The following is a 25,597-nucleotide window of genomic DNA, read 5'->3' as shown; positions in this document are numbered from 1 at the left end:
CCGTGACCGATTCATCCAATTACAAGAGAGAAATGAATCATGAGTGACACGCCAAAACACCGCCTGCGCAGCGAGCAATGGTTCAATGACCCGGCTCACGCGGACATGACCGCCCTGTATGTCGAACGCTACATGAACTACGGGATGACCCGCGAAGAACTGCAGTCGGGACGCCCGATCATCGGCATCGCCCAGACCGGCAGCGACCTGACCCCTTGCAACCGTCATCACTTGGAACTGGCCCAACGGGTCAAGGCCGGTATCCGTGATGCCGGCGGCATTCCCATGGAATTCCCGGTGCACCCGATCGCCGAACAGTCGCGTCGCCCCACCGCCGCACTGGACCGCAACCTGGCGTACCTGGGGCTGGTTGAGATTCTTCACGGTTACCCATTGGACGGCGTGGTGCTCACCACCGGCTGCGACAAGACCACCCCGGCCTGCCTGATGGCCGCGGCGACCACCGATCTGCCGGCCATTGTCCTGTCCGGCGGGCCGATGCTCGACGGCCACCACAAGGGCGAACTGATCGGCTCCGGCACCGTACTCTGGCATGCACGCAACCTGATGGCCGCCGGCGAGATCGACTACGAAGGCTTCATGGAAATGACCACTGCGGCATCGCCGTCGGTGGGTCACTGCAATACCATGGGCACCGCCTTGTCGATGAACGCCCTGGCCGAAGCCCTGGGCATGTCGCTGCCCGGTTGCGCGAGCATTCCGGCGCCCTATCGCGAGCGCGGGCAAATGGCTTATGCCACCGGCAAGCGCATCTGCGACCTGGTGCGGCAAGACATTCGTCCGTCACAGATCATGACCCGCCAGGCCTTCGAGAACGCCATCGCCGTCGCCTCGGCACTCGGCGCTTCGAGCAACTGCCCGCCGCACTTGATCGCCATCGCCCGGCACATGGGCGTCGAGCTGAGCCTGGAGGACTGGCAACGGATTGGCGAGGACGTGCCGCTGCTGGTCAATTGCATGCCGGCGGGCAAGTACCTGGGCGAGGGTTTCCATCGGGCCGGAGGCGTGCCCTCGGTCATGCATGAACTGCAAAAAGCCGGGCGCCTGCATGAAGACTGCGCCACGGTCAGCGGCAAGACCATCGGCGAAATCGTCAGCAACAGCCTGACCAGCAACACCGATGTGATCCATCCCTTCGACACCCCGCTCAAGCACCGGGCCGGCTTCATCGTGCTCAGCGGCAACTTCTTCGACAGCGCGATCATGAAGATGTCGGTGGTGGGCGAGGCGTTTCGCAAGACCTACCTGTCCGAGCCCGGCGCCGAGAATAGCTTTGAAGCCCGGGCCATCGTATTCGAAGGACCGGAGGACTATCACGCGCGGATCGACGACCCGGCGCTGGACATCGACGAGCGCTGCATCCTGGTGGTCCGTGGCGTTGGCACCGTAGGCTACCCCGGCAGCGCCGAAGTGGTGAACATGGCCCCGCCGGCGGCGCTGATCAAGCAAGGCATCGACTCCCTGCCCTGCCTCGGCGATGGACGTCAGAGCGGCACTTCGGCGAGCCCGTCGATCCTCAACATGTCCCCGGAAGCGGCCGTGGGCGGCGGCCTGGCGTTGCTGAAAACCAACGACCGGCTGAAAGTGGACCTGAACACACGCACCGTGAACCTGCTGATCGACGACGCCGAGATGGCCCAGCGCCGCCGCGAATGGATACCGAATATCCCACCCTCGCAAACACCTTGGCAGGAGCTGTACCGGCAACTGGTGGGACAGCTTTCCACAGGGGGCTGCCTGGAGCCGGCGACGTTGCATCTGCGCGTGATTGCCCGCAGTGGTGAACCGCGTCACTCGCACTGAGCCGAGCGGCCGATTGTTCACGCACGTTGAATGCTGATGACAATCCAGAGGGATTTATTCCATGGACCTGAAGGGGAAAGATGCGCTTGGGTTGTTGACCCTACCGAATCTTTCCTACACCACGGAGTCGATCCATGCCATTTGCCAACTACAAATTCCCCGAAGGAATCCTGGACCACGTCCGCAAAGAAGAGATCATCCATCGCACCACAGAGATGTTCGTCGAGTACTTCGGCGAGGGCGTTCGTCCGTTCACCATGGTCCTTGTCGAGGAGGTTGCAGACGGCGGATGGGGGCGCGCCGATGAAACGCTGACGCTGGCGAAGATGGGCCTGCCCGCCAAAGGGCAATAGCGCCCAGGGAGTATTCGCAGAGGTATCGCCCCTTGCACAATGCAGGGGTCGTTATCGAATTCATGCGTCAGCGTTTCAAGCAACCCTGCCAGGGATTCCCCATGACCATTCAAGTCTTATCGTCGCTGCGCTGCGTGTTAGCCGCTGCGACTGAACGAGTCGCCCGCGTTGAAGCGCCCCTGTACGCCTTGCTGCGGATCATCTTCGCCGGGGTCCTGCTGACCCACGGTTTGCCAAAGGTTCTGCGCATTTCACACGGTTCGATGGCGGATCCAATGGCCGCCTCGATCAACCTCATCCAGAACGTGATGGGGCTGCCTTTCGCTGCACAGCTTGCCTTCCTGGTCATGCTGCTGGAGACGGTAGGTGCGCTCATGCTGGCGATAGGGCTCGGCACACGACTCGTCGCCTTGCTGATCGCCATTGAGATGGTTGCGATCAGCTATGCACTGGGGCCGACATGGCCCTGGATAGATCGAGGCATCGAGTTTCCTGTGCTGATGGGGTTTCTTGCCCTCTACATCGTCGCGCGCGGCGGCGGTGCCTACTCATTGGACTCGCGCCAACGGTAGCCCCCATAACCATGGACCCCGCGTCAGTTTGCAGCGTCGTGCGCAGTCGCGGCCACTGCCTGGAGCCCACCAAGGGCATAGCTCATCATGTGGTCGATCAAACCCTGCGGCTCGAGACTCAACCCTTGCAGCACATGCTGCTTTAACGGCTGATGGGCTATAAGCAAGAAAAGACAGGGGGCGAAGACACTGATGGCGCTGCGCAACGTTGTCGGGTGATCCGCTGGCAAGTTCATGATTTGCCCAAGCAAGCCACGCAGAATGTGCGCCTTGGGAAACGACTGCTCCTTGAGTACCACCTCAAACTCGGGAGAAGGCGAAAGCACTTCGCGCGTGAGCACTTTCAGCGCCCAGCCATCCGGATGGTCGTGCAGGCGCTCGACCAGCACGGTGATGAGGGCACGTAATTTGTCTTGCGGCGAGCCGGGCCGCTCGTTAAGCGAAACCAGAGTTTCCATCCGCACCAACCGAGCGTGGGCTTCGAGCAATACCGCGCGGTACAGGCCCTCTTTGTTGACGAAGTGATAATTCACCGCCGCACTGTTGGCTTGCGAGCGTTCGCAAATCTGCTTGCTGGTGGTGTTGGCCAATCCCTGTTCGGCAAACAATTCACCCGCTTTTTCCAGAATCTGCAGCCGCGTTGCCTGCCCATCGAGCCGCGAAGCACGAGGCAGGGAAGGCTTGCCAATGGCATTGTCCATGAGCTCATCTCTTTATAGTTCTAATTCAAATTTGACTTTTTATTTCAGCCTACCTATTTTGGTCCCGTCATTGTCCCTTTACAACACCGCGCGAGGACTTCGCAGCCGATGCTCCGGGCTTTTCGCGCACTATCAAGGAAATACCGTCATGGAAGCGCGCGTAATGACACCTTTCACCTACTTCTCATTGCCAATGCAGAAGCAGTTCCTGGCCAATCAGCAGGCCATCCAAGGCAAACCCTACGCCGACTTTTTCCGCTCGAAGATCAGCGTGCCGCTCAGTGCCGTCGAAAAAATACAGCAAGGCCCCATGCCCTTGGCTGACGCCTTGACGCCCAGCGTTGAAGACCTTAACCGCATGCTCGCCGCTGACTTCATCAGCGAAGAGGCCGGATACGCCCTGCTGCCAGGGCCGATGGCCTATGTGCAAAGTCGCAAGTTTTTTCCCAACTGCACCGCGCAGATGCTCAAGTGGTGGTTCATGTGGCATCCACTGGAGGCTGAACGCTACACCCTGTGGTTTCCTTATGCCCACGTGGAAAACCCCTGCGTTCATCACGAGCGCCTCCTGGACGATACCCTGACCTTCGAGGAGCGCTTGTATGGCAATACCTTTTGCGCCTCAGAGTACGTCGGTGACCGCCTCATGCACCTGCACATTGATTTCAGGGACCCCTGCGAACTGGGCTTCTGTCCGGATCTTTACCGCGAATCCAAAATAGACGGCAGTGTCAGCGCCTTGATGAGCCTGGCCCACGAACCGCAAGTACCGGTGTCGCTGATGGCGCACTTGTTCAAGGAATGCCCGGAGGGTTTGTACCTGACGAGCCGTTACTGGGTCGGCAGCCACCCGGCCATGCAGCGTTTTCCAGGCGCCGAGCGCGCCGCCCAGCTACTGGAAGAAAACGGCCTGGGAGAAGTGGAGCTGGAAACCCTGGCTTATGAATTTGCGGTGCATGACTTGTGTGAGTTCAACCACCTGGCCAGCATCCTGCCGAGCCTTCATGCACGATTCAGCGGCGCGAAATAAGCCCAACCCCACCGATAATCAGGCTTCGGCGGCGTCTTGAACCGCCGCCGAAGTCGGGCGCAGTACCCCGTTCATCAGCAGTGTCGTGAACTCATTGATATCTGCCTCCACCTCCAACTGCTCGGTCAACAGCCGGTACCAGCAAAACCCAAAGATCATGTCCAAGAGCAATTCACGCGATGTATCCTTGGGCAACTCGCCCTGCTGAATAGCTTTTTCCACCAGCTTGCGAGGCAACTCCCTACGCCGCTCCATGAACTCGTCTTTCAGCTTGGGCAGCGTGCTGGGATCGAGCTGGGCCTCAGCAATGACGCATCGAAAAGCCTCCCCGCAAATCGTTTCTCGCCAGACCTTCCAGAGATTGAGCAGCAAGAAATTGAGGTTCTCCTTGAAAGTGCCTTTATCAGGCTCCTTGCGAATCTGCTCGCTTTCACTCTCGTAGACCTCGGCGATCAAGGCCGCCTTGTTACCCCACCACCGGTAGATTGTCGGTTTGCTCGCGCCAGCGCGGCGGGCCACCGCCTCGATGCTCAACCCCGAGTAACCGCACTCTTTAAGTGTTTCTATGGCAGAAATGATGATCGCTTTGTGCGTGTGAGGGCTCCTCAATGAGCCAATGGAGCTCCGAGATGGTTTACGGGCCATAAATCAAAATCTCCAATATGGCGCTTGACAAAAGAGACTCAGGGTATAGGATTCTCTCGAAAAGCAATGAAACGGATCGTTTCGTTTTGTATATTTATATGATCTCAGCTTCGGCTTAGCAGGGGGTCTCTTGAGCGCTTATTACCTCTATATAGGGAGACATGAGAAGGAAAGTCATAAATTTTTAACGCTACCTTAACGATACGGTACGTTTCGTATCATACATAATGATTGCACGAAAACAAACCTATTGTTCATAGGTTGACCGGTAGGTTCTGCTGCTTGGACCCGCCGATTTATGGGGCATGGGACCGCCATTTATCACTTTGCGAGCACCAATAGATAGTTTCTAAATATTTCATGCGCCTGTCACGGCTTTCTGCCAGCAGGTGAAAGAACGGAATCTGGAGGAAGTACACATGAATAAAGTAGGAATTGTGAGCTATGGCGCGGGCATCCCGGTCTGCCGGCTCAAGGTGGACGACGTGATCCAGGTGTGGAAAAACACCGATTTGAGCTTGGTAAAGGGTCAATTGGGCGTCCTTGAAAGGGCTGTGCTGCAACCTGATGAAGACGTCATTACCTTGGGCGTCCTCGCCGCCCAACGCGCACTGGACAAAGCGCCGCCTTGTCCCCTTGAAGCGCTTTATCTTGGCACCTGCACCAATCCATATGACTCCCGGGCCTCGGCCGCGATCATCCTGGAAATGCTTGGCTGCGGCTATGACGCCTTTTGCGCAGACGTGCAGTTTGCCGGCAAATCCGGCACCAGCGCCCTTCAGATTGCATACGCCTTGGTAGCATCGGGCATGGTGGGCAACGCGTTGGCAGTGGGCGCCGATACGATCAACCGCAACACCGCCCCCGGTGATTTGACAGAGTCCTACGCCGGAGCGGGCGCCGCTGCCCTGCTGTTGGGTACCGAAAATGTGATCGCGCATTTTGACGCAAGTTTTTCTTGCGCGGCGGATGTCGCTGACAACATCAGGCCTCAAGGGGACCGCTATATCCGGTCGGGAATGGGATTGGGCTCGGACAAGAACAGCATCGGCCTGGAAGACCAGACTCGCCGTGCTGCCTCGGGATTGATGGCCAAGATCCATGCGCAGGCCGGTGATTTCGATTATGTCGTCTTCCAACAGAACCTGGTTTCAACCCCCTACTCTCTGGGCAAGCACCTGGGATTCACGACGGCGCAAATCGAACCTGGCATCTATGCCCAGAGTGTCGGCGATGCTGGGGCAGCAAGCCCTTTGCTGGGCTTGGTCAACGTCCTCGATCAAGCGCGTCCCGGTGAAAGAATCCTGGTGGTTTCCTATGGGTTTGGTGCGGGCAGCGATGCCATTGCCTTGACCGTCACCGATGCCATCGAAGCCTATCAAAAGACCAACGTTCCGCTGCGCACGCTGCTGGAGGATAAGTACTACGTGGATTACGGGACGTCGATCAAGTACGAGTTCAAATACTTGCGGCCCGACTACGCCCTGACGGCCTATCTCTGATTCCAATTCATCCAGCAAGGAGCACTTTTTATGAGCGCACGACGCGTTGCTATCGTTTCGGCTGCCTATACCCCTAAACCCGGCAGTTCCAGAGTTCGCCAGACGTTCAAGGAGATGATCGTCGAGTCCGCTTACCAAGCGCTCAACGCCATCAAGATGCATCCCCGCGAACTCCAGGCTGTTGCCTATGGCTACCACGGTGAAGGCATTTCTGAATACGGAGGCCTGGGCCCGACCATTTCCGATGCCTTGGGTATCAGCCCTGCCCCCACGTTCATGAGTACTGCCAACTGCACGAGTAGTTCGGTGTCTTTCCAGATGGCTCACCAAATGGTCGCCTCAGGTGAATACGACATCGTCCTGTGTGGCGGTTTCGAAAAAATGACCGACCACATCAACTACGCCGAGTACATTGGCTCCAGCACCGAATGTGAATACGATTATTTTCTAGGCATCTCACACACAGACGCCTTCGCCCTGGCGACCGCCGAGTATTTTGAAAAGTTCGGCTATGCAGGACGTGAAGCGGATGTATTGGCAACCTTTGGGCGGCAGATGCGTATCTATGCCCATAACACCCCCACCGCCACCCGCTACGGCGTGCCGATTCCGTCCCTTGAAGCGCTCAAGAGTAGCGAAGCGTGTGGCTCGATGTTGGCCTGGGGCGAAGCCAGTGGTTGCGCCATCCTGGTTGCCGAACACCTTGCGCACCGTTACACGACCCAACCGGTATTTATCCGCGGCTGTGCCTACACCGGTGTATCGCACTATTTCGGCACGCGTTATCACAACCCGACGTTGCAATTTCCGGGGCTGCCAAAAGATGTAGGCATGGCAGTTTCCGCCAACTCGATGGCCTGCGCAGAAATCGCCTACAAAAAAGCCGGCATCACTGCAAAGGATATCGATGTGGCGCAAGTCTACGACTTGCTGGGTGCCGGGTTGATTCAAATGGAGTCCATGGGCGTATGTGGTCCAGGCCAGGCAGGCGACTTCGTATTGGAAGGCGGCATAGCTCTTGATGGGCAACTTCCCCTGAACACTGACGGCGGCAACATCGGACGCGGCCACGCCTCCGGTTGCGATGGGATTTTGCACATTACTGAATTGTTCCGACAGCTTCGCGGCGAGTCCAACAACCAAGTCAAAGGCGCCCGTATTGGTGTCTCGCAAAACCTGGGCGGTTACGCCGCGCACAACAGTGTCATTGTGCTTTCCAACGATTAAGGAGCCGACCATGTCCCTTTACCCTGAACAGATTCACCGCATGACCACCGCCAGCATGTTGCGCGAATGGCGCGAGCATGGCGGCAAATACCGCCTCGAAGGCAGCCGTTGCCAGGATTGCGAAGAAATTTTCTTCCCTCGGCGCACCGTCTGCGGCGCGTGCAATTCGTTGAATGTGGAACCGTATCGCTGCGCACGCACCGGCACGATCCAAGTCAGCGCCCATGCCGAGAATCCGATACTGGCAGCCATGGGCTATGGCGAAACCGTGCCCCGCTTCATGGCGATGGTGCGTCTGGATGATGGCTTGGTGATTGCCTCGGAAATCGTAGATGTCACCGATCCCCGGCAAGTCGTCAGCGGTGCGCCCGTGCGCATGGTTATTCGCAAACATGTCCGGGAAAGCAACTTGGCCTGGCAATATGCCTATAAGTTTGTATTGGTGAAATAACAAACAAGGCGTCCGCCACACCCGCTCTTTTCGATAACAACAGTCAAGTTTTTTGGCTCCCCAGCCCGCAGCTTTGATTCTGTTTTTCAGAGTCCTGCTTTGCAGTCATTGCCTTAAATGTGCTTCTAACTTTATTGGCTTCTAGCCGAGGACTTGTCATGTCTACTCTTTGCAAACCCAGTCTGTTGTTTCCGCAATACAAGATCACCCAGCAACAAATGATCGAGCATCTAGAGCAGTTGCATGATGATCATCCACGAATGGCACTTGCCAAACGAATGATTCAAAACACACAGGTGAACGAACGGCACTTGGTCCTGCCTATCGATGAACTGGCGGTGCACACTGGCTTCACCCACCGCAGCATCGTTTATGAGCGCGAAGCCCGCCGCATGTCATCCATCGCGGCGCGCCAAGCCATTGAAAATGCCGGACTGACCATCGACGACATTCGCATGGTCGCGGTGACATCATGCACCGGTTTCATGATGCCCTCGCTCACGGCCCACTTGATCAATGACCTGGGCCTGCGGACGTCGACCGTACAACTGCCCATCGCTCAATTGGGCTGCGTGGCAGGCGCTGCGGCGATCAATCGAGCCAATGATTTTGCCAGCCTGGCGCCGGACAACCATGTCCTCATCGTCTCCCTGGAGTTCTCGTCGCTCTGCTATCAACCCCAGGACACCAAGTTGCACGCGTTCATATCGGCGGCGTTATTCGGCGATGCCGTATCGGCCTGCGTCATGCGCGCCGATGACAAGGCGCCTGGTTTCAAGATCGCCAAGACCGGGTCTTACTTCCTGCCTGATAGCGAGCACTACATCAAATATGACGTTAAGGACAGTGGCTTTCACTTTACCCTGGACAAGGCCGTCATGAACTCCATTAAAGATGTCGCACCAATGATGGAGGAATTGAACTACGAGACCTTCAATCAACATTGCGCTCAAAACGACTTTTTCATCTTCCATACCGGCGGACGGAAAATTCTTGATGAACTGGTCCTGCAACTGGACCTGGAACCCGGCCGGGTCGCGCAGTCTCGCGACAGTTTGAGCGAAGCCGGGAACATCGCCAGCGTGGTGGTCTTCGATGTGCTCAAGCGCCAGTTTGACAGCGGGCTTGTCGATGGCGCGACTGGCATGCTGGCGGCCTTCGGCCCCGGTTTCACCGCTGAAATGGCCGTGGGCAAGTGGGTCGCCTGACAGATCCGATAAAACACCGGCACCCAGCCAGGGGCACACCTGCCCCTGGCTGCCGGAGTATGAATCGCAGGCGTTCACCTCGCTCAAGAGGGCTTCGAAAGCGCTAGGGAAAGAAGGAAAAGAACATGGAGATGAAGTATCTGGTCGCTCGACCTTGGGGCGGCTATGAAAGACGCATGATCACGCTTCTGTCGCTGAGCTTCGGGCTGGTAGGACTGGACAGGTTCATTATCATGCCGCTGTTCCCGGTGATCATGCGTGACTTGGCCCTGGACTATCAGGACTTGAGCATGTTGTCGGCCATCCTGGCATTTGCGTGGGGAGGCTCTGCCCTGTTCATGGGCGCCGCCATCAGGGTACTGGGCCCCAAGAAGTTGCTGGTGCTGTCGATCACCCTGCTATCGATTCTGGCCGGTGCGTCTGCATTGATCACCGGCCTGGTGGGCCTGGTGCTCTTGCGCGCCTTGATGGGCGTCTGCGAAGGGGCCTTCACTCCGGTCAGTATCATTGTCACCGATGAAGTCTCGCAGCCTTCCCGGCGCGGACTCAATCTAGGGATTCAACAGGCCTTGTTCCCCATCATCGGCCTGTGCCTCGGACCGCTGCTGGCGGGCGTATTGCTGGAAATGTCCGGATCCTGGCGCGCCGTATTCGCCATCATTTCGTTACCCGGCCTGTTAGTGGCCTGGTACCTCTATAGAACCTACCAACCGACCCAGGCGCCCAGCACGGAGTCGATTGCACATACCTCCAAAAGCCAGTGGAGGGCGGCCCTGTCCTGCGGGAATGTGCGGCTCAATATTGCCTTGATGCTCTGCATACTGACGTGCCAGTTCGTTCTGTGCGCCCTGCTCCCTAGCTACCTGACAGACATTCTGCACCTGAGCAATTTCTCCATGGCCATGATCATTTCTGCAATTGGCCTGGGTGGTTTTTTTGGCCAACTGGTCATTCCCGGCTTGTCCGACCAACTGGGTCGCAAGCCCGTGGTCTCGATCTGCTTCATGATCAGCGCCCTGTTGGTGGGTTTATTGATCGTCAGCCCACCGTTGCCCTGGCTACTGTTCCTTCAATTATTTTTCTTGTCCTTTATCAACTTCAGCCTGATCTGCATGACGGTCGGTCCACTGACCAGCGAATCAGTGCCGCCCAGTTTATTGGCCACCGCGACGGGCCTGGTGGTGGGCTGCGGAGAGATTCTTGGAGGGGGCGTCGCCCCTGTCGTCGCCGGCTACATCGCCATGACGTGGGGACTTACCGCGATTCTGTTCCTGGCACTGGCCGGAAGTATCACGGGGGGCTTGCTGTCCTTACGGCTCAAAGAGGCAAACCCGGCGTTCAACGGACTCAAGGACTACGCCCCCCTATCCGCACGCTTGACCCTGGAGGATAAGTAATGACCCACTATGTAATGTTGCTGGACTCTCCAGTGCCGCGAGGAGGCCTTGGCGTATTTGACTTCAAGTCCGGGCAAAGCCGGGAGGTGCGTCCACCCCAGGGAAATCTTTATGAAGCCCTGGCCCATTGCGCGGATCGGAATATGGACTGGGAGTCCTATCTCAAGGACCTGCCGTCCACGCCCTACCCGCTTACGCCTGCGGCGGTGAAATACCGACCGCCGCTCAAGCCCGATAACAACTTGTTGGTCCAGATCAGCGAAATCACGCTCTGTACCGCCAAGACAGAACAAGCCTGGTATTACAAAGGTAACGGCCGACTGCTCAAGACCGACGGCGACCCTTTGCAGGTGCCCTATCATTCACAAAGCATCAGTAGCGAGCCGTGCATTGTCTGCCTCTATTGGGTCGACCCGTTTGGTGCGCTGCGCTTCATTGGTTTTACCCTGGGTAACGATATCCACGATCATGTATTGCACAGTCGCGACGCCATTTCTTCAACGCATGCGCACTTGCGCACCTGTGCGATTGCCCCGGCATTGATCGTGGGGGAATTGCAGGCTGACTTGGCCATCAATGTCCAGATAGAACGCGACGGCCAACCCTTGACGGCAAGTCACCACCGGATGAGTTTGCATCGCTGGCAGAGTCTGCGCCGATACTCGGAAGAGTTCTTGGAGAAACACGAGCAGTTTCTCGAGCCCGGGCTGGTGCATTACGTGTTTCACAGCTTGAGCCATCGCACCACGAATGTGCCGCTCCAGCACGGTGACTGGCTCAGCATTGACTGCCCCGAGCTGGAATTGGCCATGAGCAATCAAATCGTCGAAGAGGAATTGGTGTCGCTGGTGCCCTTGCCTGCGCGGCGCGCACCTGACCATGACTGTATCGACCGACCGCTGCCCGTGCCGAAAAAGTTCTGATCGAACGTTATAAACGAGGGGGGTGGCCCTTGGTTTGAGCCACCCTTGCCCGCTTCTTAGAAATCGACCGTGGCCGAGAGCTGCAATGTGCGCGGAGAGCCTGGAGAGAACGCCCCATACGAGGCGACACCCGACCAGTATTCGCGGTCAAAGACATTTTGGACCGTGGCTCGGAAAGTCGTCGGTCGACCTTCGATCTTGGTGGCGTAGCGAGCGCCCGCATCGAAACGGGTCCACGCATCCAGCTCCTGGGTGTTGGCCTGGTTCACGTATTGGCTGCTGGTGTAGATCGCGCCACTGGTGAGGGTAAAGCCTTCCACCCACGGGGTGTCCCATTCGGCCCACAGGTTGGCTTGCACGTCTGGCACGCCCACCGGCTTATTGCCACGGTTGGCCGCTGTGGCGGAATCCGTCAGCTCACCATCGAGCAATGTCACGCCACCCATCAAGCGGGTGCCGGGGGCCACTTCGCCGAACACGCTCAGTTCCACGCCACGGTTGCGCTGTTCGGCCTGCACCGAGAAAACATTGTTCGCACCGAGTTCGCCACTGGGCTTCTCGATCTGGAACAGCGCCAAGGTGGTCATGAACGTGCCGTGCTCGTACTTGACGCCCATCTCGTGCTGCTTGGATTCATAAGGTGCGAATGTTTCTAGAGAATTGTTCGCGTTGGCTGGCGCAACGTCACCTTTACTCAGCCCTTCGACATAGTTGTAGTACAGCGACACGTCCTCCCAGGGTTTGACCACCACGCCGACCATCGGGGTCGTGGCACTGTCGTCATAACGGGAACTGACCGAACCCGTCTCGCTGTAATTGCGTGACTCGACCTTCTGCCGGCGCACCCCCAGGGACAGTTGCAGACGGTCATCCAGTACCGACAAGGTGTCGGTCAATGCGAAACCGGACAATTGCGACTCGGAAACCCGTGACACCTTGGGTGCATTGATGGCCGGCTTGGGCACGTCTACCGGGTGATAAATGTTCGAGGGGATATCTGCCCCCCGGTTGATGCCCCGGGACAGCTCATCCTGATAAGTGCTCGCCATCAGCGTGGTCGTGTGGCTGACAGGGCCGGTATCGAATATCCCGCGGATCCCCACGTCGGCTGTCGAACGGTCCACATTGAATTTGTAGTACCCCGGCCTGTTGCTGATATCGCCTGCACTATTGATGATATCTGGCACTTGGTCGGACATTCGCTTGACGTCCGAACGACCGCCACCGGCGTGGGCAAACACCGTGACCGCGTCCGTCAAGTCGTACTCGCCCCCCAGCAACGCCGACTGTTCCTTAGTGTCCGACCAGCCCCATTTCTGTGATGCATTGGTACGACCGTTGGGGGCGGATGGAATTTCAACGCCACGCGCGACGGTGAAGGGCCGCGAGGCACCGTCAAAGTTTTCTTTCTGGCTTATGAAGTCGAGGTTCAAGCGCAAACGCTCGCCCCGATAATCCAGGGCGATAGCTCCGATACCAAGTTCGCGTTCCTGGTCGTCGATGGCCGTGTCGCCACCCTGGAGGCTGCCGTTGAAGCGCACGCCAAACTGGTTTTCCGAGCCGAATCGACGGCTGACATCCAGGTGCCCGCCCACTTGGGAGTCGGACGCGTAGCTGCCGGTAAAGCGCGTCAGGTCTTCGTCCAACGGACGCTTGGGAACGATATTGATCACCCCGCCCACCCCGCTGTTCGGAGACATGCCGTACATCAGCGCCCCCGGTCCCTTGAGCACTTCGACCCGTTCGGCGTAGTCGGTGAACACCCGGTAGTTGGGTGCCACGCCGTATACGCCGTCGTAGGCCAACTCGCCGAGGTTACCCTCGCCGATGGGAAAACCACGGATGAAAAACGAATCGACGATGCCGCCCACCTGGCCCGTCGAGCGCACCGAAGGGTCTCGGAGCAGGGCGTCGGCCACGGTCACGGTTTGCAGGTCGGCCAGGGTCTTGGCGGTGTAGCTGGTCACGCTGAACGGTGTGTCCATCACGTCCTTGTTGCCCATCATCCCCAAGCGTGCGCCGCGCGCCACTTGACCACCGGCCAACACGGGCGGCAGTGCACCTGGGTCGTTGTGGGTGCCGCTGATGGTGGTGGCGTCAAGGGTCAAGCCTTGGCCGTTGTCCTTGGAGGCGTCCAGGGTCTTATCGGCGGCAGGCGCCTGTTCGGGGGTTGCCGCCCAGGCGGTGGCGCTTCCTGCGACCAGAATGAAACTCAGCGTGGCGCTACGAATCGCGACGGATAACGCAGACTCACCACAAGGTCGACGTGCAACAGACATGGCTTAAGGATCCTTTTCAACGAGAGAAAATGGTAATCACTCCTATTGCCAGTCGACCTGCGGAAAAGTATCACCTCCCGGGGATTATTTTTTCAGACTGCGCCAAAGCACTCGCGCATACCGACGCTGCTGCGGTATCGACACCTTGCAACCTCTCGTGCAGCCGGGCATCTTGCCGACCCTGTCATCGCCAGCAGCACACGCTACCCTACCCGCTTGCTGGCGTTTAACCACCGAGGCTGATCATGTCCCACACAGGTGTCGTCCAGGGTTCGAGCGTCAGAGTCCTGATTTATCTTCTGTTCGCGATCCAGCTCATCTCGATGGGCGCGATGGAAATGAGCGGGCCATTTTGGCCGGTTCACCTGCGCGGGCTGACGTCGTCGGCGTCGGTTTTCAGCTTCGCCAGCATTGCCGTGTATGTCGGGCCGATGCTGGGCATCATGCTGACCAGCACCTTTTGGGGCCGTATCGGTGATCGCTACGGCCATAAGTGGATGATGATCCGCGCCCTGGCAGGCTTGTCGCTGACCCAGCTCGGGCTGGCGCTGTGCAGCGATATCTGGATCATTCTGGTCCTGCGCTTCTTGCAGGGCGCCTTTGCCGGATACATCGCCCCGGCGCAGGCCTACGGCGTCAGTATCGAAGCCCCATCGCGGCGAGCGAGGCTGTTCGCGATTCTGCAAATATCCACCAATGTCGGCTCATTGCTCGGCGCAATAGTCGGGGGGCTGATCCTCGACTACGCCACGTTCTTCTGGATCAACCTCACCGCCTCGGTGTTGTGCGCAGTGTGCACGGTGGTGGCCGCCGTGGCCTTGCCGGATGTGCCGCCAGTGAAGAGGTCCTCGGCGAGCCAGGCCCCGGCAGCGAAGAGCCGTACCGACAGTATCTGGCAAGGATCGTCGTTGCTGTCGTTGTTATGCGTCATGGGCATTCTGCTGTTGGCGCGGATGCTGCCGCAAACATCATTCTCCTTGTATGTGAGCGCGGTATTCGTCGTCAGCAACTCGCTCGTCGGCCTGTGCTACGGCTTGCTGGCGCTGGGTTTCATTCTGTCGGCCACGGCCTGGTCGCGCTATTTCGAGCACCATACCCAACAGCAAACCTTGCAGCGCATCCTCTACATCGTGCTCGGTTGTGTCGTCTTGACCGCCCTGGCGGGGATCACGCGCAACGTCATCGTATTTGTCATTGCCTACTTCATCTGGGGCGTGCTGCTGGGTGCCACCACGCCAGTGCTGATGGCCCTCATCTCGAAATCCGCCGACAGCTCACGACAAGGCCACGTGCTGGGCATTGCCCAGGGCACCACGCAATTCGCTTCGATCGCGGGCATTTCGATCGGTGGATTGCTCAGCCAGGTCTACGGGTTGCAATACACCTACCTGTTCGTTTGCCTGGCCTATGTGCTGGCGCTGATCCCCATCATTGCATTGCGTTATAGGCCCGAGGGCCTTGCGCGTGGCTGAAACAGGGTTGCTGAATGCCGCTTGCGTCGCGGGCAAGTTGTCCTTTAGCATTGGGAATACTTCTCAATTGCAAAAAAACGCAGCCATGAGCGAAATCCTGCCCGCGAACAACGACCAGCATCTGCGCGTGATCGAAGATCTGTACGCCGGCCATCACAGCTGGCTGTACGCCACGCTGAAGAAGAAACTGGGCAATGCCATGGATGCGGCGGACCTGGCGCAAGACACCTTCACGCGCATTCTCGCCTCCCAAGTCACGGCCATTGACCAGCCCCGGGCCTACCTGAGCTGCGTGGCCAAGGGCATTCTCATCAACTGGTATCAGCGCAAGGCCCTGGAACGTGCCTACCTGGAGGCGCTCGCGCATCTGCCGGCCCAGGAAGTGCCGTCCCCTGAGTTGCGCTTTCTGGTGCTGGAAACCCTGCACGAAATCGACGCCATGCTCGACACCCTCCCGGCGCCGGTCAAACGGGCATTCCTGCTGTCGCAGATCGGCGGCCTGAAATACGACGACATCGCCCAACAGCTGAACGTCTCGCTGATCACGGTCAAGCGCTACATGAAGCAGGCATTCGTGCAGTGCTTGATGCTGGTGGAATGAATGCTCACCCGTCGCCGTGAGCCGCCGCTCGACCCCAAGGTCCTCGAAGAAGCCGCCGAATGGCTGATGCGCTTGAGCGAAAGCGACCTCAGTGACACCGAGCGCGCCGAATGGGAATGCTGGAGGGCCAGCAGCCCCGAGCGCGGTCGGGCCTGGTCTCGTGCGCAATTGCTGCAAAGCAAGCTCGGCGGCTTGCCACGAGCGTTAGCGATGTCGGCGCTGGATCGTCCAAGCAGCCCCGAACGACGCGCGGCCCTTGGCAAACTGGCGTTGCTGCTGGCAGCGGTGCCTGTCGGTTGGGGCAGCTGGAAACTGGCGCAATCGCAGCAATGGTCCGCCGATTACCGCACCGCCATCGGCGAGCGCCGCGAGTTGACCTTGGCCGACGGCTCTCACCTCACCCTCAATACCGGCACGGCCATCGACGTGCTGTTCGACACCCGCCAACGGCTCCTCCATGTGCGCGAAGGGGAAGTCCTGGTGCAGACCGCGCCGGATGCCTCACCACAGGCCCGACCGTTCCTGGTCAGCACCCGCGAGGGCCGGATGCAGGCCCTGGGTACGCGGTTCATCGTGCGCCAACTGCCATCGCGCACCCATCTGGCGGTACTCGAAGGCGCGGTGCGGATTGAATTGGCCGAGGCTCGCCAGGCCGCGCCGCTCATCGTCAACGCCGGACAGCGCACCGACTTCTCGTCCCAGGCCTTCGGCCCGTTGACCCCGACCGATCGCAACGCCAGCGCCTGGACCCAAGGCATGCTGATGGCCGACAGGATGCGTCTGGCGGATTTCGTCGTCGAATTGGCGCGCTATCGCCGGGGCTTCGTGCGGTGCGACCCGGCCATTGCCGAGCTGCGGGTGTCCGGCGCGTTTCCCATCAGCGATACCCAGCGCACGCTCAACATGCTGGTGCAAACCTACCCGGTCCTGGTCACCGGTCATTTGAGCGGTTACTGGGTGACGCTTTCCCCGGCCTGACCCCACAAAAAATATTTGCTGCTCGGGTGATACTTTTTTTGATCTCAACTGGCAAAGAAAGGAATAACCATTTCATCTCGTCCATAGGGTCATCCATCCATGCTCGTTGCACGGCCCCTGCGTCCGGATCGTCCGTCCAAACCCGTCATGCGCAGTGTGCTGTTGGGCCTTGCGTTGAGCACGGTCACCGGGTCGTTCGCCTTCGCCACCGTGCCCGCGCAACTGGAAGCCGTCGCCCCCCGCGCCTATGAGATCGCCCCGGGGCCGCTCGGCCCTGCCCTGTCGAGCTTTGCGATAACCGCCGGCATTGCCTTGTCGTTCCAGCCTTCGATCACTGAGGGCCTGGTCAGCCCGGGACTTTCCGGCACTTATCCGGCAGCGCAAGCACTCACCCAGCTACTGGCCGACAGCGGCGTGGAGATGGTTGCCCGCGACGATGGCAGCTACACACTGGTGCTGCGCCGGGTGTCCCTGCCGCAGATCAGCGTCGACGCCACGGGCAGAAGCAGCACCGACCTGCCACCTACCGACGCCAACGGCCAGGTCGCCCGCGGCGCACGCCTCGGCCTGCTAGGCAACACCGATGTGATGGAGGCGCCGTTCAGCATCAGCAGCTACACCTCGACGATGATCAGGGATCAACAGGCGACCACGGTGGGCGACTTGCTGGAACGCGATGCTTCGGTGCGCTCCACGGGCCAGGCGGGCGGCATCGTCGACTCGTTCTTTATCCGCGGTTTTCCGCTGGGGGAAGGCAACCTCGGTGAGTTGGCTTTCGACGGTGTGTATGGCGTGGCGTCCAATTACCGGGTGTTCACCGATTACGCCGAGCGCATCGAACTGGTCAAGGGCCCCGCCGCGCTGCTGTATGGCATGTCGCCCAACAGCGCCGTGGGCGGTGTGATCAACGTGGTCCCCAAGCGCGCCCTCGACGAGGACCTGACCCGATTCACCAGCCGCTACGCCACCGACTCGCAACTGGGCAGCCACCTCGACGTCAGTCGGCGCTTTGGTGAAGAACGCCGGTTCGGGATCAGGCTCAACGGTAGCCTGCAGCAGGGTGATACGGCCATCGACAAGCAGTCCCGAGACGTCGGTACCGGCGCCATGTCCCTGGATTACCAAGGGGATCGCCTGCGCATGACCCTGGACCTGATCAGCCAGGATGAAAAATTCGACGCCGCCTCCCGCCCTTTCCTGATCGACCCTGGCGTGCAAATCCCCTCCGCCGCCAACGGCCGCACCAGTGTCAGCCAGGACTGGGGGCGCTCCCGGGCCCGGGACAAATCGGCGTTACTGAGTGGCGCGTACGACCTCAGCGACCATCTGACCCTGTTTGCCCACGCCGGCGGCGGAAAATCCGAGGTCGAGCGCATGTCCGACCAGACCCCGACCATCATCAACGCCGCCGGCGACACGTCATCGGTTCCCGGTTATTACAAATTCAACGTCCAGCGCTACACCGTCGACGCCGGCGCGCGCCTGGGCTTCGACACCGGGCCGGTCAACCACCGCGCGGTGCTGCAAGTCAGCCGTTATCGCGATGAGTTGTCCCGGGGCATTATTTCCGGCCCCACCATCCTCTCGAACATCTATCACCCGGTCGACCGGCCCAGGCCCAACATCGCCGAACCTCACACGCCAAAAATCTCCGAAAGCGAGCTGTCGGGCGTCGCCCTGGCCGACACCTTGTCGGTACTCAATGAGCGCCTGCAGGTCACCCTCGGGTTGCGCCGGCAAAACATCCAGTCGGACAACTACAACACCATCGTTGCCACCCCGTCCTACGACAAAAGCAAGACCACCCCACTGCTCGGTATCGTCGCCAAGCCCTGGGACCATGTCGCGCTGTACTACAACTACATCGAAGGCCTGAGCAAGGGCGACATCGCGCCGGCTGCCGCCACGAACGCCGAAGAAATTTTTTCTCCCTACATCTCCCGCCAGCAGGAGATCGGGGTCAAGCTCGACTACGACCGCTTCATGGCCACCCTGGCGCTGTTCCAGATCAAGAAACCCAGCGGCGAATTGTCGTCCAGGGTGTTTTCGGTCCAGGCCCAGCAACGCAACCGTGGCGTGGAACTGAACCTGTCCGGCGAGATTGCCCGGGGCACGCGCCTGCTCGGTGGCGTGACGCTACTCGACGGGGAACTGACCCGCACCAGCGTGGCCGCCAACCGCGGCAATACACCGGTGGGCGTGCCCAAGGTCCAGGCCAACCTCTGGGCCGAGTGGGACACCCCGGGCATCGCTGGGCTGACCCTGACCAGCGGCGCGATCTACACCGCCAGCCAGTACGTCGACCAGGCCAACACCCAGGAGCTGGATGCCTGGACCCGCTTCGATGTCGGTGCCCGCTATGCCACACGCATTGCCGAGCGGCCCACGACATTTCGCGCCACGGTGCAGAACGTCTTTGACCGTGCCTACTGGTCAGGGGTCGCGTCCTATGGCGCGTTTTCCCAAGGCGCACCGCGCACGCTGTTGTTATCCGCCACCGTTGATTTCTGAAACCTGCGGGTCGGGGCGGCGACTTGCGCCGTTGTCCGGCCCGGCTTTTGTAAAGGCCTGAACCATGGTTACTGTTTTTCGCCGCCCTCACACCCTCGCCGCCCTGCTGTTCGCCGGGCTGCTCGGTGTGTCGTTTCTCTCACTGACGCCCCGCAATGCCTTGGCCGCCGATGCGGATCCAGCCCTGGGCAGCGTGACCGACCTGCTCGGGCGCCAGGTCAAGGTCCACCTCCCCGTCAGGCGGGTGATCCTCGGCGAAGGCCGCCAGTTGTATCTGGTGGCGGCGCTGGACACGCAAAATCCCATCGAACGCATCGTCGGTTGGCGCAAGGACCTGATCCAGTCAGACCCGGACACCTACGGCGCCTACCTGCGCAAATTTCCCGACATTGCCAAGATCCCGACCTTCGGCGGGTTCGAGGACGGCACCTTTGACATCGAACAGGCCATCTCCCAGCGTCCGGATGTGATCATCCTCAATATCGAAGCCCAGCACGCCACCGAGGATGCGCGCTACATCGAGAAGCTCGACGCCTTGGGCATCCCGGTGGTCTACGTGGACTTTCGCAACAACCCGATGCAGAACACCGAGCCGACCATGCGCCTGTTCGGCCAACTGTTCGGCAAGCAAGCCCGTGCCGAAGCCTTCATCGATTTTCGCAACCAACAGATTCGACGGGTCACCGACGTCATTGAAGCGCGCCACCCTGCCCGGCCAAAGGTCTTCATCGAACGCATCGGCGGATACACCGATGATTGTTGCCTGAGCTTCGGCAACGAGAACTTCGGCCTGTTCGTCGAAATGGCCGGTGGCGACAACATCGCCAAAGGCATCATCCCCACCACGTTCGGCCAGTTGAACGCCGAGCAAGTAGTGGTCGCCAACCCGGCGCAGGTGGTAGTCACCAGTGCCAACTGGGAAGCCTTTGCACCCGGTGGCCATTGGGTCGGCGTCGGCCCCGGGGCGGACATGGCCCAAGCCAGGGAGAAATTGGCGTGGTACACCCAGCGGCCGGCCTACGCCGGCATCAAGGCCCAGGACGACCAGGCGTTCCACGCCATTTGGCATCAGTTCTACAACAGCCCCTATCAGTTCGTGGCCATCCAGCAATTGGCCAAGTGGTTTCACCCGACGTTGTTCGCCGACCTGGACCCGGACGCCTCGTTCCGCCAATTGCACGAGCAGTTCCTTCCGGTCCCTTATGAGCCGGGTTACGCCGTCAGCCTGCGCCAGACTGAGGACCAGCCATGACTTCGTTGAACGAAACCCTGGTCATGCAGCGTGACACCTACCGGCGCCTGGTGCTGCGCAAGCGGCTCATTCTCGGGGGGCTCACGCTGTTGCTGATCTGCAGCGTCCTGCTCGACCTGGCTCTCGGGCCGGCACGCTACAGCCTCGACGAAGTACTCGGCGCGCTGTTTTCACCGGAGAGCGCATCGCCCCAGGTCCGCGTGGTGATGTGGGACATCCGCCTGCCCGTGGCGCTGATGGCCGTTGCGGTCGGCGCCGCGTTGTCACTGGCCGGCGCGCAGATGCAGACGATCCTCAACAACCCGCTGGCCAGCCCGTTCACCTTGGGCATTTCCGCCGCCGCCAGTTTCGGTGCGGCCATGGGGCTGGCGTTTGGCGTGGCCTTGTTCCCGTTGGCGGCGCAGTACATGGTGCCGGTGAACGCGTTCATCATGGCCATGCTGTCGGCGTTGCTGATCCACTTCCTGAGCCTGCGCCGCGGCGTCACCGCCGAGACTATCGTGCTGCTCGGCATCGCCCTGGTGTTCACCTTCAACGCGATGCTGGCACTGGTGCAATTCTTCGCCACCGAACAAGCCGTGGCCGCCGTGGTGTTCTGGACGATGGGCAGCCTGACCAAAGCCACCTGGCCCAAGCTGGGGGTGATCTGCCTGGTGATCCTCGTCACTCTGCCGATTTTCGCCCGGCGCGCCTGGGCCTTGACCGCGCTGCGGCTGGGGGACGACAAGGCCGCGAGTTTCGGCATCAACGTGCGCGGCCTGCGCTTTCAGACGCTGATCATGGTCAGCCTGCTCGCCTCGTTCCCGGTGGCGTTTGTCGGCACGATCGGCTTCATCGGCCTGGTCGGCCCGCACATCGCGCGGATGCTGATCGGTGAAGACCAACGGTTCTTCCTGCCGGCGTCCTTGTTGACCGGCGCATTGATTCTGTCCGCCAGTTCGGTGATCAGCAAAACCCTGATCCCTGGGGCCATTTTCCCCATCGGCGTGGTCACGTCGCTGATCGGCGTGCCCTTCTTCATTTCCTTGATTCTCGGCGGGAAGAAAAACTCATGGTAACGATCCGGCTGGAGAACCTCGGAGCTCGCTATGGCCAGCGCACGGTCATTCACGGCGTGACCACGGCAGCTTTTGTCGGCGGCCAGGTGGTGGCGGTGGTCGGCCCCAACGCGGCAGGCAAATCCACCTTGTTCAAGCGCATGGCCGGGTTGATCGACGGCCCCGGACAGGTGGTCCTGGAGGGCTCGAAAAAGGGACCGCAGGGCATCAGCTATATGCCCCAGGGCTTGAACGCCAGCGCCCGGTTGACGGTGTACGAGTCGGTGCTGCTGGCGCGCAAGCAGCTCACGCCGGGCTGGGTCGTCCATGATGATGAACTGAAGCGGGTGGACGACATTCTCGCCGCGCTGGGCATCACTGAGTTGTCGTTCCGTAACCTCGGAGAGCTCAGCGGCGGACAGCAGCAACTGGTGTCGATCGCCCAGACCCTGGTGCGCGAACCGGAAATCCTGTTGATGGATGAACCGACCAGCGCCCTGGACATGCACCGGCAGGTCCAGGTGCTGGGCTTCATGCGTGCCCTGGCGCGCAAGCGCGAAGTCATTGTATTCATCGCCATCCACGACCTGAACCAAGCGCTGCGCTTTGCCGATCAGGTGCTGGTGGTTGCCGACGGCACCGCCCAGGGCAGCGGCCCGAGCGCTGAGGTAATTACCGAGTCGATGCTTCGCAAGGTCTACAAGGTCGAGGCGCGGATCGAACGATGCAGCCGCGGACAGCACCACATCCTGATCGACGATATCGTTTGAGCGCACACCCGGGCCTTGCGCCAAAGGCCCGGGACCTAGGCGACCCCGCCGTCAGGCACTGCAAGGGTGTCGGCCTGGGTCACGCGGCTTGGCCTGAAGGTCTCAGGCATCGCCAGCAACAGGCCGAATGCCAGCGCGGCAATCGCCGCCAGGGTCAGGAATGCCGCGCTGTAGCCAGCCCCTTGCACCACAAAGCCGGCCAGGCTGTTACTCAACGCCGCGCCGATCCCGAACACCGTCGACAACACCCCGAGGCTGACGTTGAAACGCCCGGTGCCCTGGGTAAGGTCCTTGACCACCAAGGGAAACAACGCGCCAAACAGCCCGGCACCGATCCCATCGAGCAACTGCACCGCCACCAACCAATAGGGGTCGTCCGAGAGCACGTACAACACACCTCGTATGGGCAGGATCAGGAAGCCGGCCAGCAACAACGGCTTGCGTCCCCAGGCATCGGCCTTGACGCCGACCAGCCACGCCATGGGCACCATGACCAGTTGCGCCGCGACGATACAGGCCGACGTCAACGGCGTGGCCAGGTGCACATTGGCCTGGGCGAGCTTCTGGCTGACCAGCGGGAGCATCGCCGCGTTCGCCAGGTGGAACAGCCCGCAGCAAATGGCGAACAACAACAGCGTACGGTTATCCAGCAGGACCCGCAGCGTCGAGGGTACAGGGCCGTGGACCAACTGCCCCGCCTCCAGGCCTCGGGCCACGTCATGGTCGATGGCCTCGGCGGACACGCAACTGACCGCGACGATGCTGGCCAATGCCATGGCGGCCATCAGGTAGAACACCGCGATGGGACCGAACAACCAGGCAAACCCACCCGCCAGCAGCGCGGCGCAGGCATTGCCCGCGTGATTGAATGTTTCGTTGCGCCCAGTGCGCCGCGTAAAGGCGCGGGCGCCGGTAATGCCCAGAGAGATGGCCGCAATGGCCGGCGCGAAGACCGATGCCGCCACGGCGCCGAGCGCCTGGGTCAGCGCCACCAAGCCGAAGGAAGACGTGAACGGTAGCACCAGGCATCCCAGCGTCACTGCCAAGGCCGCCACAGCCACCACGGCACGCTTGCTGCGCACCCGGTCGATCAACGCGCCGGCGGGTGCCTGGGCGACGAGCCCGGCCATGGCCGCCACCGTCATCACCACGCCAATGCTCGCCGGGTCCCAGCGATGCACCGCCAGCAGGTAGATCGCCAGGTAAGGACCCAACCCATCACGCACATCCGCGAGGAAGAAATTCAGGCCATCCAGGGAAAGGTTGTTACGTCGGTCTCGGTTGCGATCCATAGCGGCCTCGACGGGCATTGCCCCAAAGAAAATTGACGCAATGATGTCGCAAAGAATCGAACCGGGCCACTGTGATGAGCGCGGGGCCACTGAGAAAACCGTGGCGAGGGAGCTTGCTCCCGCTGGGGCGCGAAGCGCCCCCAAAACCTGCCGAACGCGTAACACAGACACACCGCACCCGCCGGTTCACGACTGTCGCAACCGAGCGGGAGCAAGCTCCCTCGCCACAGGTCCATCGTTGTTTCTTAGGTGAACTGCATGACCTACCAAAGCGCGATGTCGTAGCTGAAGTAGATACGATTGCTGTCACGGCCACGGGAAAAGTCCGAGCGATAGACGTAGTTGCGCAACTTCACCCCCAGCCCCTTGAACGTACCCTGCTGCACCACGTAGGCGATCTCTGCGTCACGTTCCCACTCTTTGACCGTGGTGTTGGACTTGCCGTCGTTACCGCTCAGGTAGCGGGTGGAAAATGTCAGGCCAGGCACACCGAGGCGAGCGAAGTCGTAGCCGTAACCGAGCATCCAGGTCTTCTCGTCTTCCTCGATGAACTTGCCGATCCCGACGTTGCTGAAGGAGTACACCGTGGCGCCGCTGACATAAGGCAGGCCCGCCTCGCCGCTGAGGGTTTGATAGCCGGCGCTCAGGGTGTGGCCGACAACGGCGTAGGACAGCAGCCCGCTGAGCATGTCGTTGTCGATCTTGCCGCCGTAGGCCGAACCCGAATCGACGCTGTTGAAGTAACGCAGGTCGCTGGTCAATACCCCGGCGCCCAGGGGCAGATCATGCTGGATGCCAACAAAGTTCTGTCGATAGAAATTCTCCAGCTCGCCATAGAAATAGCTCAGGCGGATGTTTTTGCCCAACTTGTAGTCGGCACCGGCATAACTGAAATCACCGGACTTATCGCCGCCGTAGCCATCGGGCACGATGGGCATGCTGTCGCTCGAATCGCGCAGCTTGAAACGCTCCAGATACCCGCCAGTGACGGTGAGGTTGTCGATGTCAGTGCTACTGATCTGAGCGCCCTGGTAAGTCTGGGGCAACAGCCGTGCATCGTTGTAGACCAGCACCGGAGTCTTGGGCAGCAAGGTGCCATATTTGAGTGTGGTCTTGGCTATCCTGGCCTTGGCGGTCATGCCCGCGCTGGCGAACTCATCGGCGGCGCGACCGTCGTCATGCACCGGCAGCAGGCCGGTGCCGCTGCGGCCACGCCCGGAATCGAGCTTGACCCCGAGCAGGCCCAGGGCATCGACCCCGAAGCCGAGGGTGCCTGGTGTAAAGCCTGACTGGTAATCCAGCAGGAAGCCCTGGGCCCATTCGGTGCGCTCACTCTTGGCAGTCCTTGCCGCCCGCGTGCTCATCCCGTGCTCATCGCGGAAATTTTCGTTGAAGTAGACGTTGCGCAATTGCAGCTTCAGCTTGCTGTCGTCGATGAAACCTTCGGCGCTGGCCGAGGCCAGGGGCAACAGGCCAAGGATTGGAAACAAAGCCCCGCGGGTCAGCAAAATGGTCATGTCTGGCTACTCGTTGTTGTTATTGGGCATGCACGCCTGCGCACTCCCCCCTCGC

Annotated in this window: 22 protein-coding genes; 17 read left to right on the top strand and 5 right to left on the bottom strand. The window is 60.3% G+C overall.

Translation table 11 applies throughout. The features are described from left to right. Positions 1 to 39: 39 nt before the first annotated feature. The 3 genes from BLO97_RS02245 (at position 40) to BLO97_RS02235 (ending at position 2,749) form a co-directional block, all read left to right on the top strand. Positions 40 to 1,824, top strand: coding sequence for an IlvD/Edd family dehydratase (locus BLO97_RS02245; protein WP_092142099.1), 1,785 nt, complete (start codon positions 40 to 42; stop codon positions 1,822 to 1,824). A gap of 134 nt (positions 1,825 to 1,958) precedes the next feature. After that, positions 1,959 to 2,177 (top strand): tautomerase family protein, encoded by a 219-nt coding sequence (locus tag BLO97_RS02240; RefSeq protein WP_092142102.1) that lies wholly within the window; start codon positions 1,959 to 1,961, stop codon positions 2,175 to 2,177. A 101-nt stretch (positions 2,178 to 2,278) separates the two neighbouring features. Next, the gene (locus tag BLO97_RS02235) at positions 2,279 to 2,749 is read left to right on the top strand and encodes a DoxX family protein (RefSeq protein WP_092142105.1); all 471 of its coding nucleotides are present in this window, start codon (positions 2,279 to 2,281) and stop codon (positions 2,747 to 2,749) included. 23 nt (positions 2,750 to 2,772) lie between these two features. Here the strand turns inward: BLO97_RS02235 and BLO97_RS02230 are convergent, their stop codons facing one another. Next, entirely contained in the window at positions 2,773 to 3,450 is a 678-nt protein-coding gene (locus BLO97_RS02230; protein WP_063321689.1) for a TetR/AcrR family transcriptional regulator, read from the bottom strand. Positions 3,451 to 3,598: 148 nt separating this feature from the next. Between BLO97_RS02230 and BLO97_RS02225 the strand changes: the two genes are divergently transcribed. After that, positions 3,599 to 4,480, top strand: a complete 882-nt coding sequence (locus tag BLO97_RS02225) for a 2,4-diacetylphloroglucinol hydrolase (RefSeq protein ID WP_092142112.1) — start codon at positions 3,599 to 3,601, stop codon at positions 4,478 to 4,480. A gap of 18 nt (positions 4,481 to 4,498) precedes the next feature. On the opposite strand, the gene BLO97_RS02220 is transcribed toward BLO97_RS02225, so the two are convergent. Then, positions 4,499 to 5,125, bottom strand: coding sequence for a TetR/AcrR family transcriptional regulator (locus BLO97_RS02220; RefSeq protein WP_063321691.1), 627 nt, complete (start codon positions 5,123 to 5,125; stop codon positions 4,499 to 4,501). A 419-nt stretch (positions 5,126 to 5,544) separates the two neighbouring features. Between BLO97_RS02220 and BLO97_RS02215 the strand changes: the two genes are divergently transcribed. From BLO97_RS02215 to BLO97_RS02190, 6 genes are all read left to right on the top strand, one after another. Further along, positions 5,545 to 6,627 (top strand): hydroxymethylglutaryl-CoA synthase, encoded by a 1,083-nt coding sequence (locus BLO97_RS02215; protein ID WP_058542730.1) that lies wholly within the window; start codon positions 5,545 to 5,547, stop codon positions 6,625 to 6,627. A 30-nt stretch (positions 6,628 to 6,657) separates the two neighbouring features. Further along, positions 6,658 to 7,854 carry a thiolase family protein gene (locus tag BLO97_RS02210; RefSeq protein ID WP_057447984.1) on the top strand — a complete coding sequence of 399 codons (1,197 nt, stop codon included), beginning with the start codon at positions 6,658 to 6,660 and terminating at the stop codon, positions 7,852 to 7,854. A gap of 10 nt (positions 7,855 to 7,864) precedes the next feature. After that, positions 7,865 to 8,305, top strand: a complete 441-nt coding sequence (locus BLO97_RS02205; RefSeq protein WP_013693033.1) for a Zn-ribbon domain-containing OB-fold protein — start codon at positions 7,865 to 7,867, stop codon at positions 8,303 to 8,305. Between the two features lie 158 nt (positions 8,306 to 8,463). Beyond that, positions 8,464 to 9,513 carry a type III polyketide synthase gene (locus tag BLO97_RS02200; RefSeq protein ID WP_063321692.1) on the top strand — a complete coding sequence of 350 codons (1,050 nt, stop codon included), beginning with the start codon at positions 8,464 to 8,466 and terminating at the stop codon, positions 9,511 to 9,513. 131 nt (positions 9,514 to 9,644) lie between these two features. Further along, positions 9,645 to 10,910, top strand: coding sequence for an MFS transporter (locus tag BLO97_RS02195; protein ID WP_092142728.1), 1,266 nt, complete (start codon positions 9,645 to 9,647; stop codon positions 10,908 to 10,910). After that, positions 10,910 to 11,833: a fumarylacetoacetate hydrolase gene (locus BLO97_RS02190; RefSeq protein WP_092142118.1), complete on the top strand. Its 924-nt coding sequence runs from the start codon at positions 10,910 to 10,912 to the stop codon at positions 11,831 to 11,833. The genes BLO97_RS02195 and BLO97_RS02190 overlap by 1 nt, the downstream gene beginning before the upstream one ends. 56 nt (positions 11,834 to 11,889) lie before the next feature. Here BLO97_RS02190 and BLO97_RS02185 read toward each other — a convergent pair whose 3' ends face one another. Further along, entirely contained in the window at positions 11,890 to 14,112 is a 2,223-nt protein-coding gene (locus BLO97_RS02185; protein WP_092344679.1) for a TonB-dependent receptor, read from the bottom strand. Positions 14,113 to 14,357: 245 nt separating this feature from the next. Here BLO97_RS02185 and BLO97_RS02180 point away from each other — a divergent pair, with 245 nt between their 5' ends. From BLO97_RS02180 to BLO97_RS02150, 7 genes are all read left to right on the top strand, one after another. Continuing rightward, positions 14,358 to 15,584, top strand: a complete 1,227-nt coding sequence (locus BLO97_RS02180; protein ID WP_092142124.1) for an MFS transporter — start codon at positions 14,358 to 14,360, stop codon at positions 15,582 to 15,584. 85 nt (positions 15,585 to 15,669) lie between these two features. Beyond that, positions 15,670 to 16,185 carry a sigma-70 family RNA polymerase sigma factor gene (locus BLO97_RS02175; protein WP_092221772.1) on the top strand — a complete coding sequence of 172 codons (516 nt, stop codon included), beginning with the start codon at positions 15,670 to 15,672 and terminating at the stop codon, positions 16,183 to 16,185. Beyond that, complete coding sequence (locus tag BLO97_RS02170) at positions 16,186 to 17,163, top strand: FecR domain-containing protein (protein WP_092344677.1); 978 nt, start codon at positions 16,186 to 16,188, stop codon at positions 17,161 to 17,163. Between the two features lie 99 nt (positions 17,164 to 17,262). Further along, the gene (locus tag BLO97_RS02165; protein ID WP_092344675.1) at positions 17,263 to 19,674 is read left to right on the top strand and encodes a TonB-dependent receptor; all 2,412 of its coding nucleotides are present in this window, start codon (positions 17,263 to 17,265) and stop codon (positions 19,672 to 19,674) included. Between the two features lie 64 nt (positions 19,675 to 19,738). Then, positions 19,739 to 20,926, top strand: coding sequence for an ABC transporter substrate-binding protein (locus BLO97_RS02160; RefSeq protein WP_092142137.1), 1,188 nt, complete (start codon positions 19,739 to 19,741; stop codon positions 20,924 to 20,926). Further along, complete coding sequence (locus BLO97_RS02155) at positions 20,923 to 21,984, top strand: FecCD family ABC transporter permease (RefSeq protein WP_092344673.1); 1,062 nt, start codon at positions 20,923 to 20,925, stop codon at positions 21,982 to 21,984. Before BLO97_RS02160 ends, BLO97_RS02155 begins: the two co-directional genes overlap by 4 nt. After that, a complete protein-coding gene (locus tag BLO97_RS02150) occupies positions 21,978 to 22,733 on the top strand; it encodes an ABC transporter ATP-binding protein (RefSeq protein ID WP_092142143.1) in 756 nt (251 codons plus the stop codon). Before BLO97_RS02155 ends, BLO97_RS02150 begins: the two co-directional genes overlap by 7 nt. A 35-nt stretch (positions 22,734 to 22,768) precedes the next feature. Here the strand turns inward: BLO97_RS02150 and BLO97_RS02145 are convergent, their stop codons facing one another. Both BLO97_RS02145 and BLO97_RS02140 read right to left on the bottom strand, forming a co-directional pair. After that, a complete protein-coding gene (locus tag BLO97_RS02145) occupies positions 22,769 to 24,025 on the bottom strand; it encodes an MFS transporter (protein ID WP_092344671.1) in 1,257 nt (418 codons plus the stop codon). Between the two features lie 263 nt (positions 24,026 to 24,288). After that, positions 24,289 to 25,542, bottom strand: coding sequence for an OprD family porin (locus BLO97_RS02140; RefSeq protein ID WP_092142149.1), 1,254 nt, complete (start codon positions 25,540 to 25,542; stop codon positions 24,289 to 24,291). Positions 25,543 to 25,597 lie beyond the last annotated feature (55 nt).

It is taken from the genome of Pseudomonas sp. NFACC05-1, assembly GCF_900100135.1.
Lineage (GTDB): Bacteria > Pseudomonadota > Gammaproteobacteria > Pseudomonadales > Pseudomonadaceae > Aquipseudomonas > Aquipseudomonas fluorescens_Q.
The sequence above is the reverse complement of the archived record's forward strand: the minus strand, read 5'-3'. Positions and strand labels throughout refer to the sequence as shown.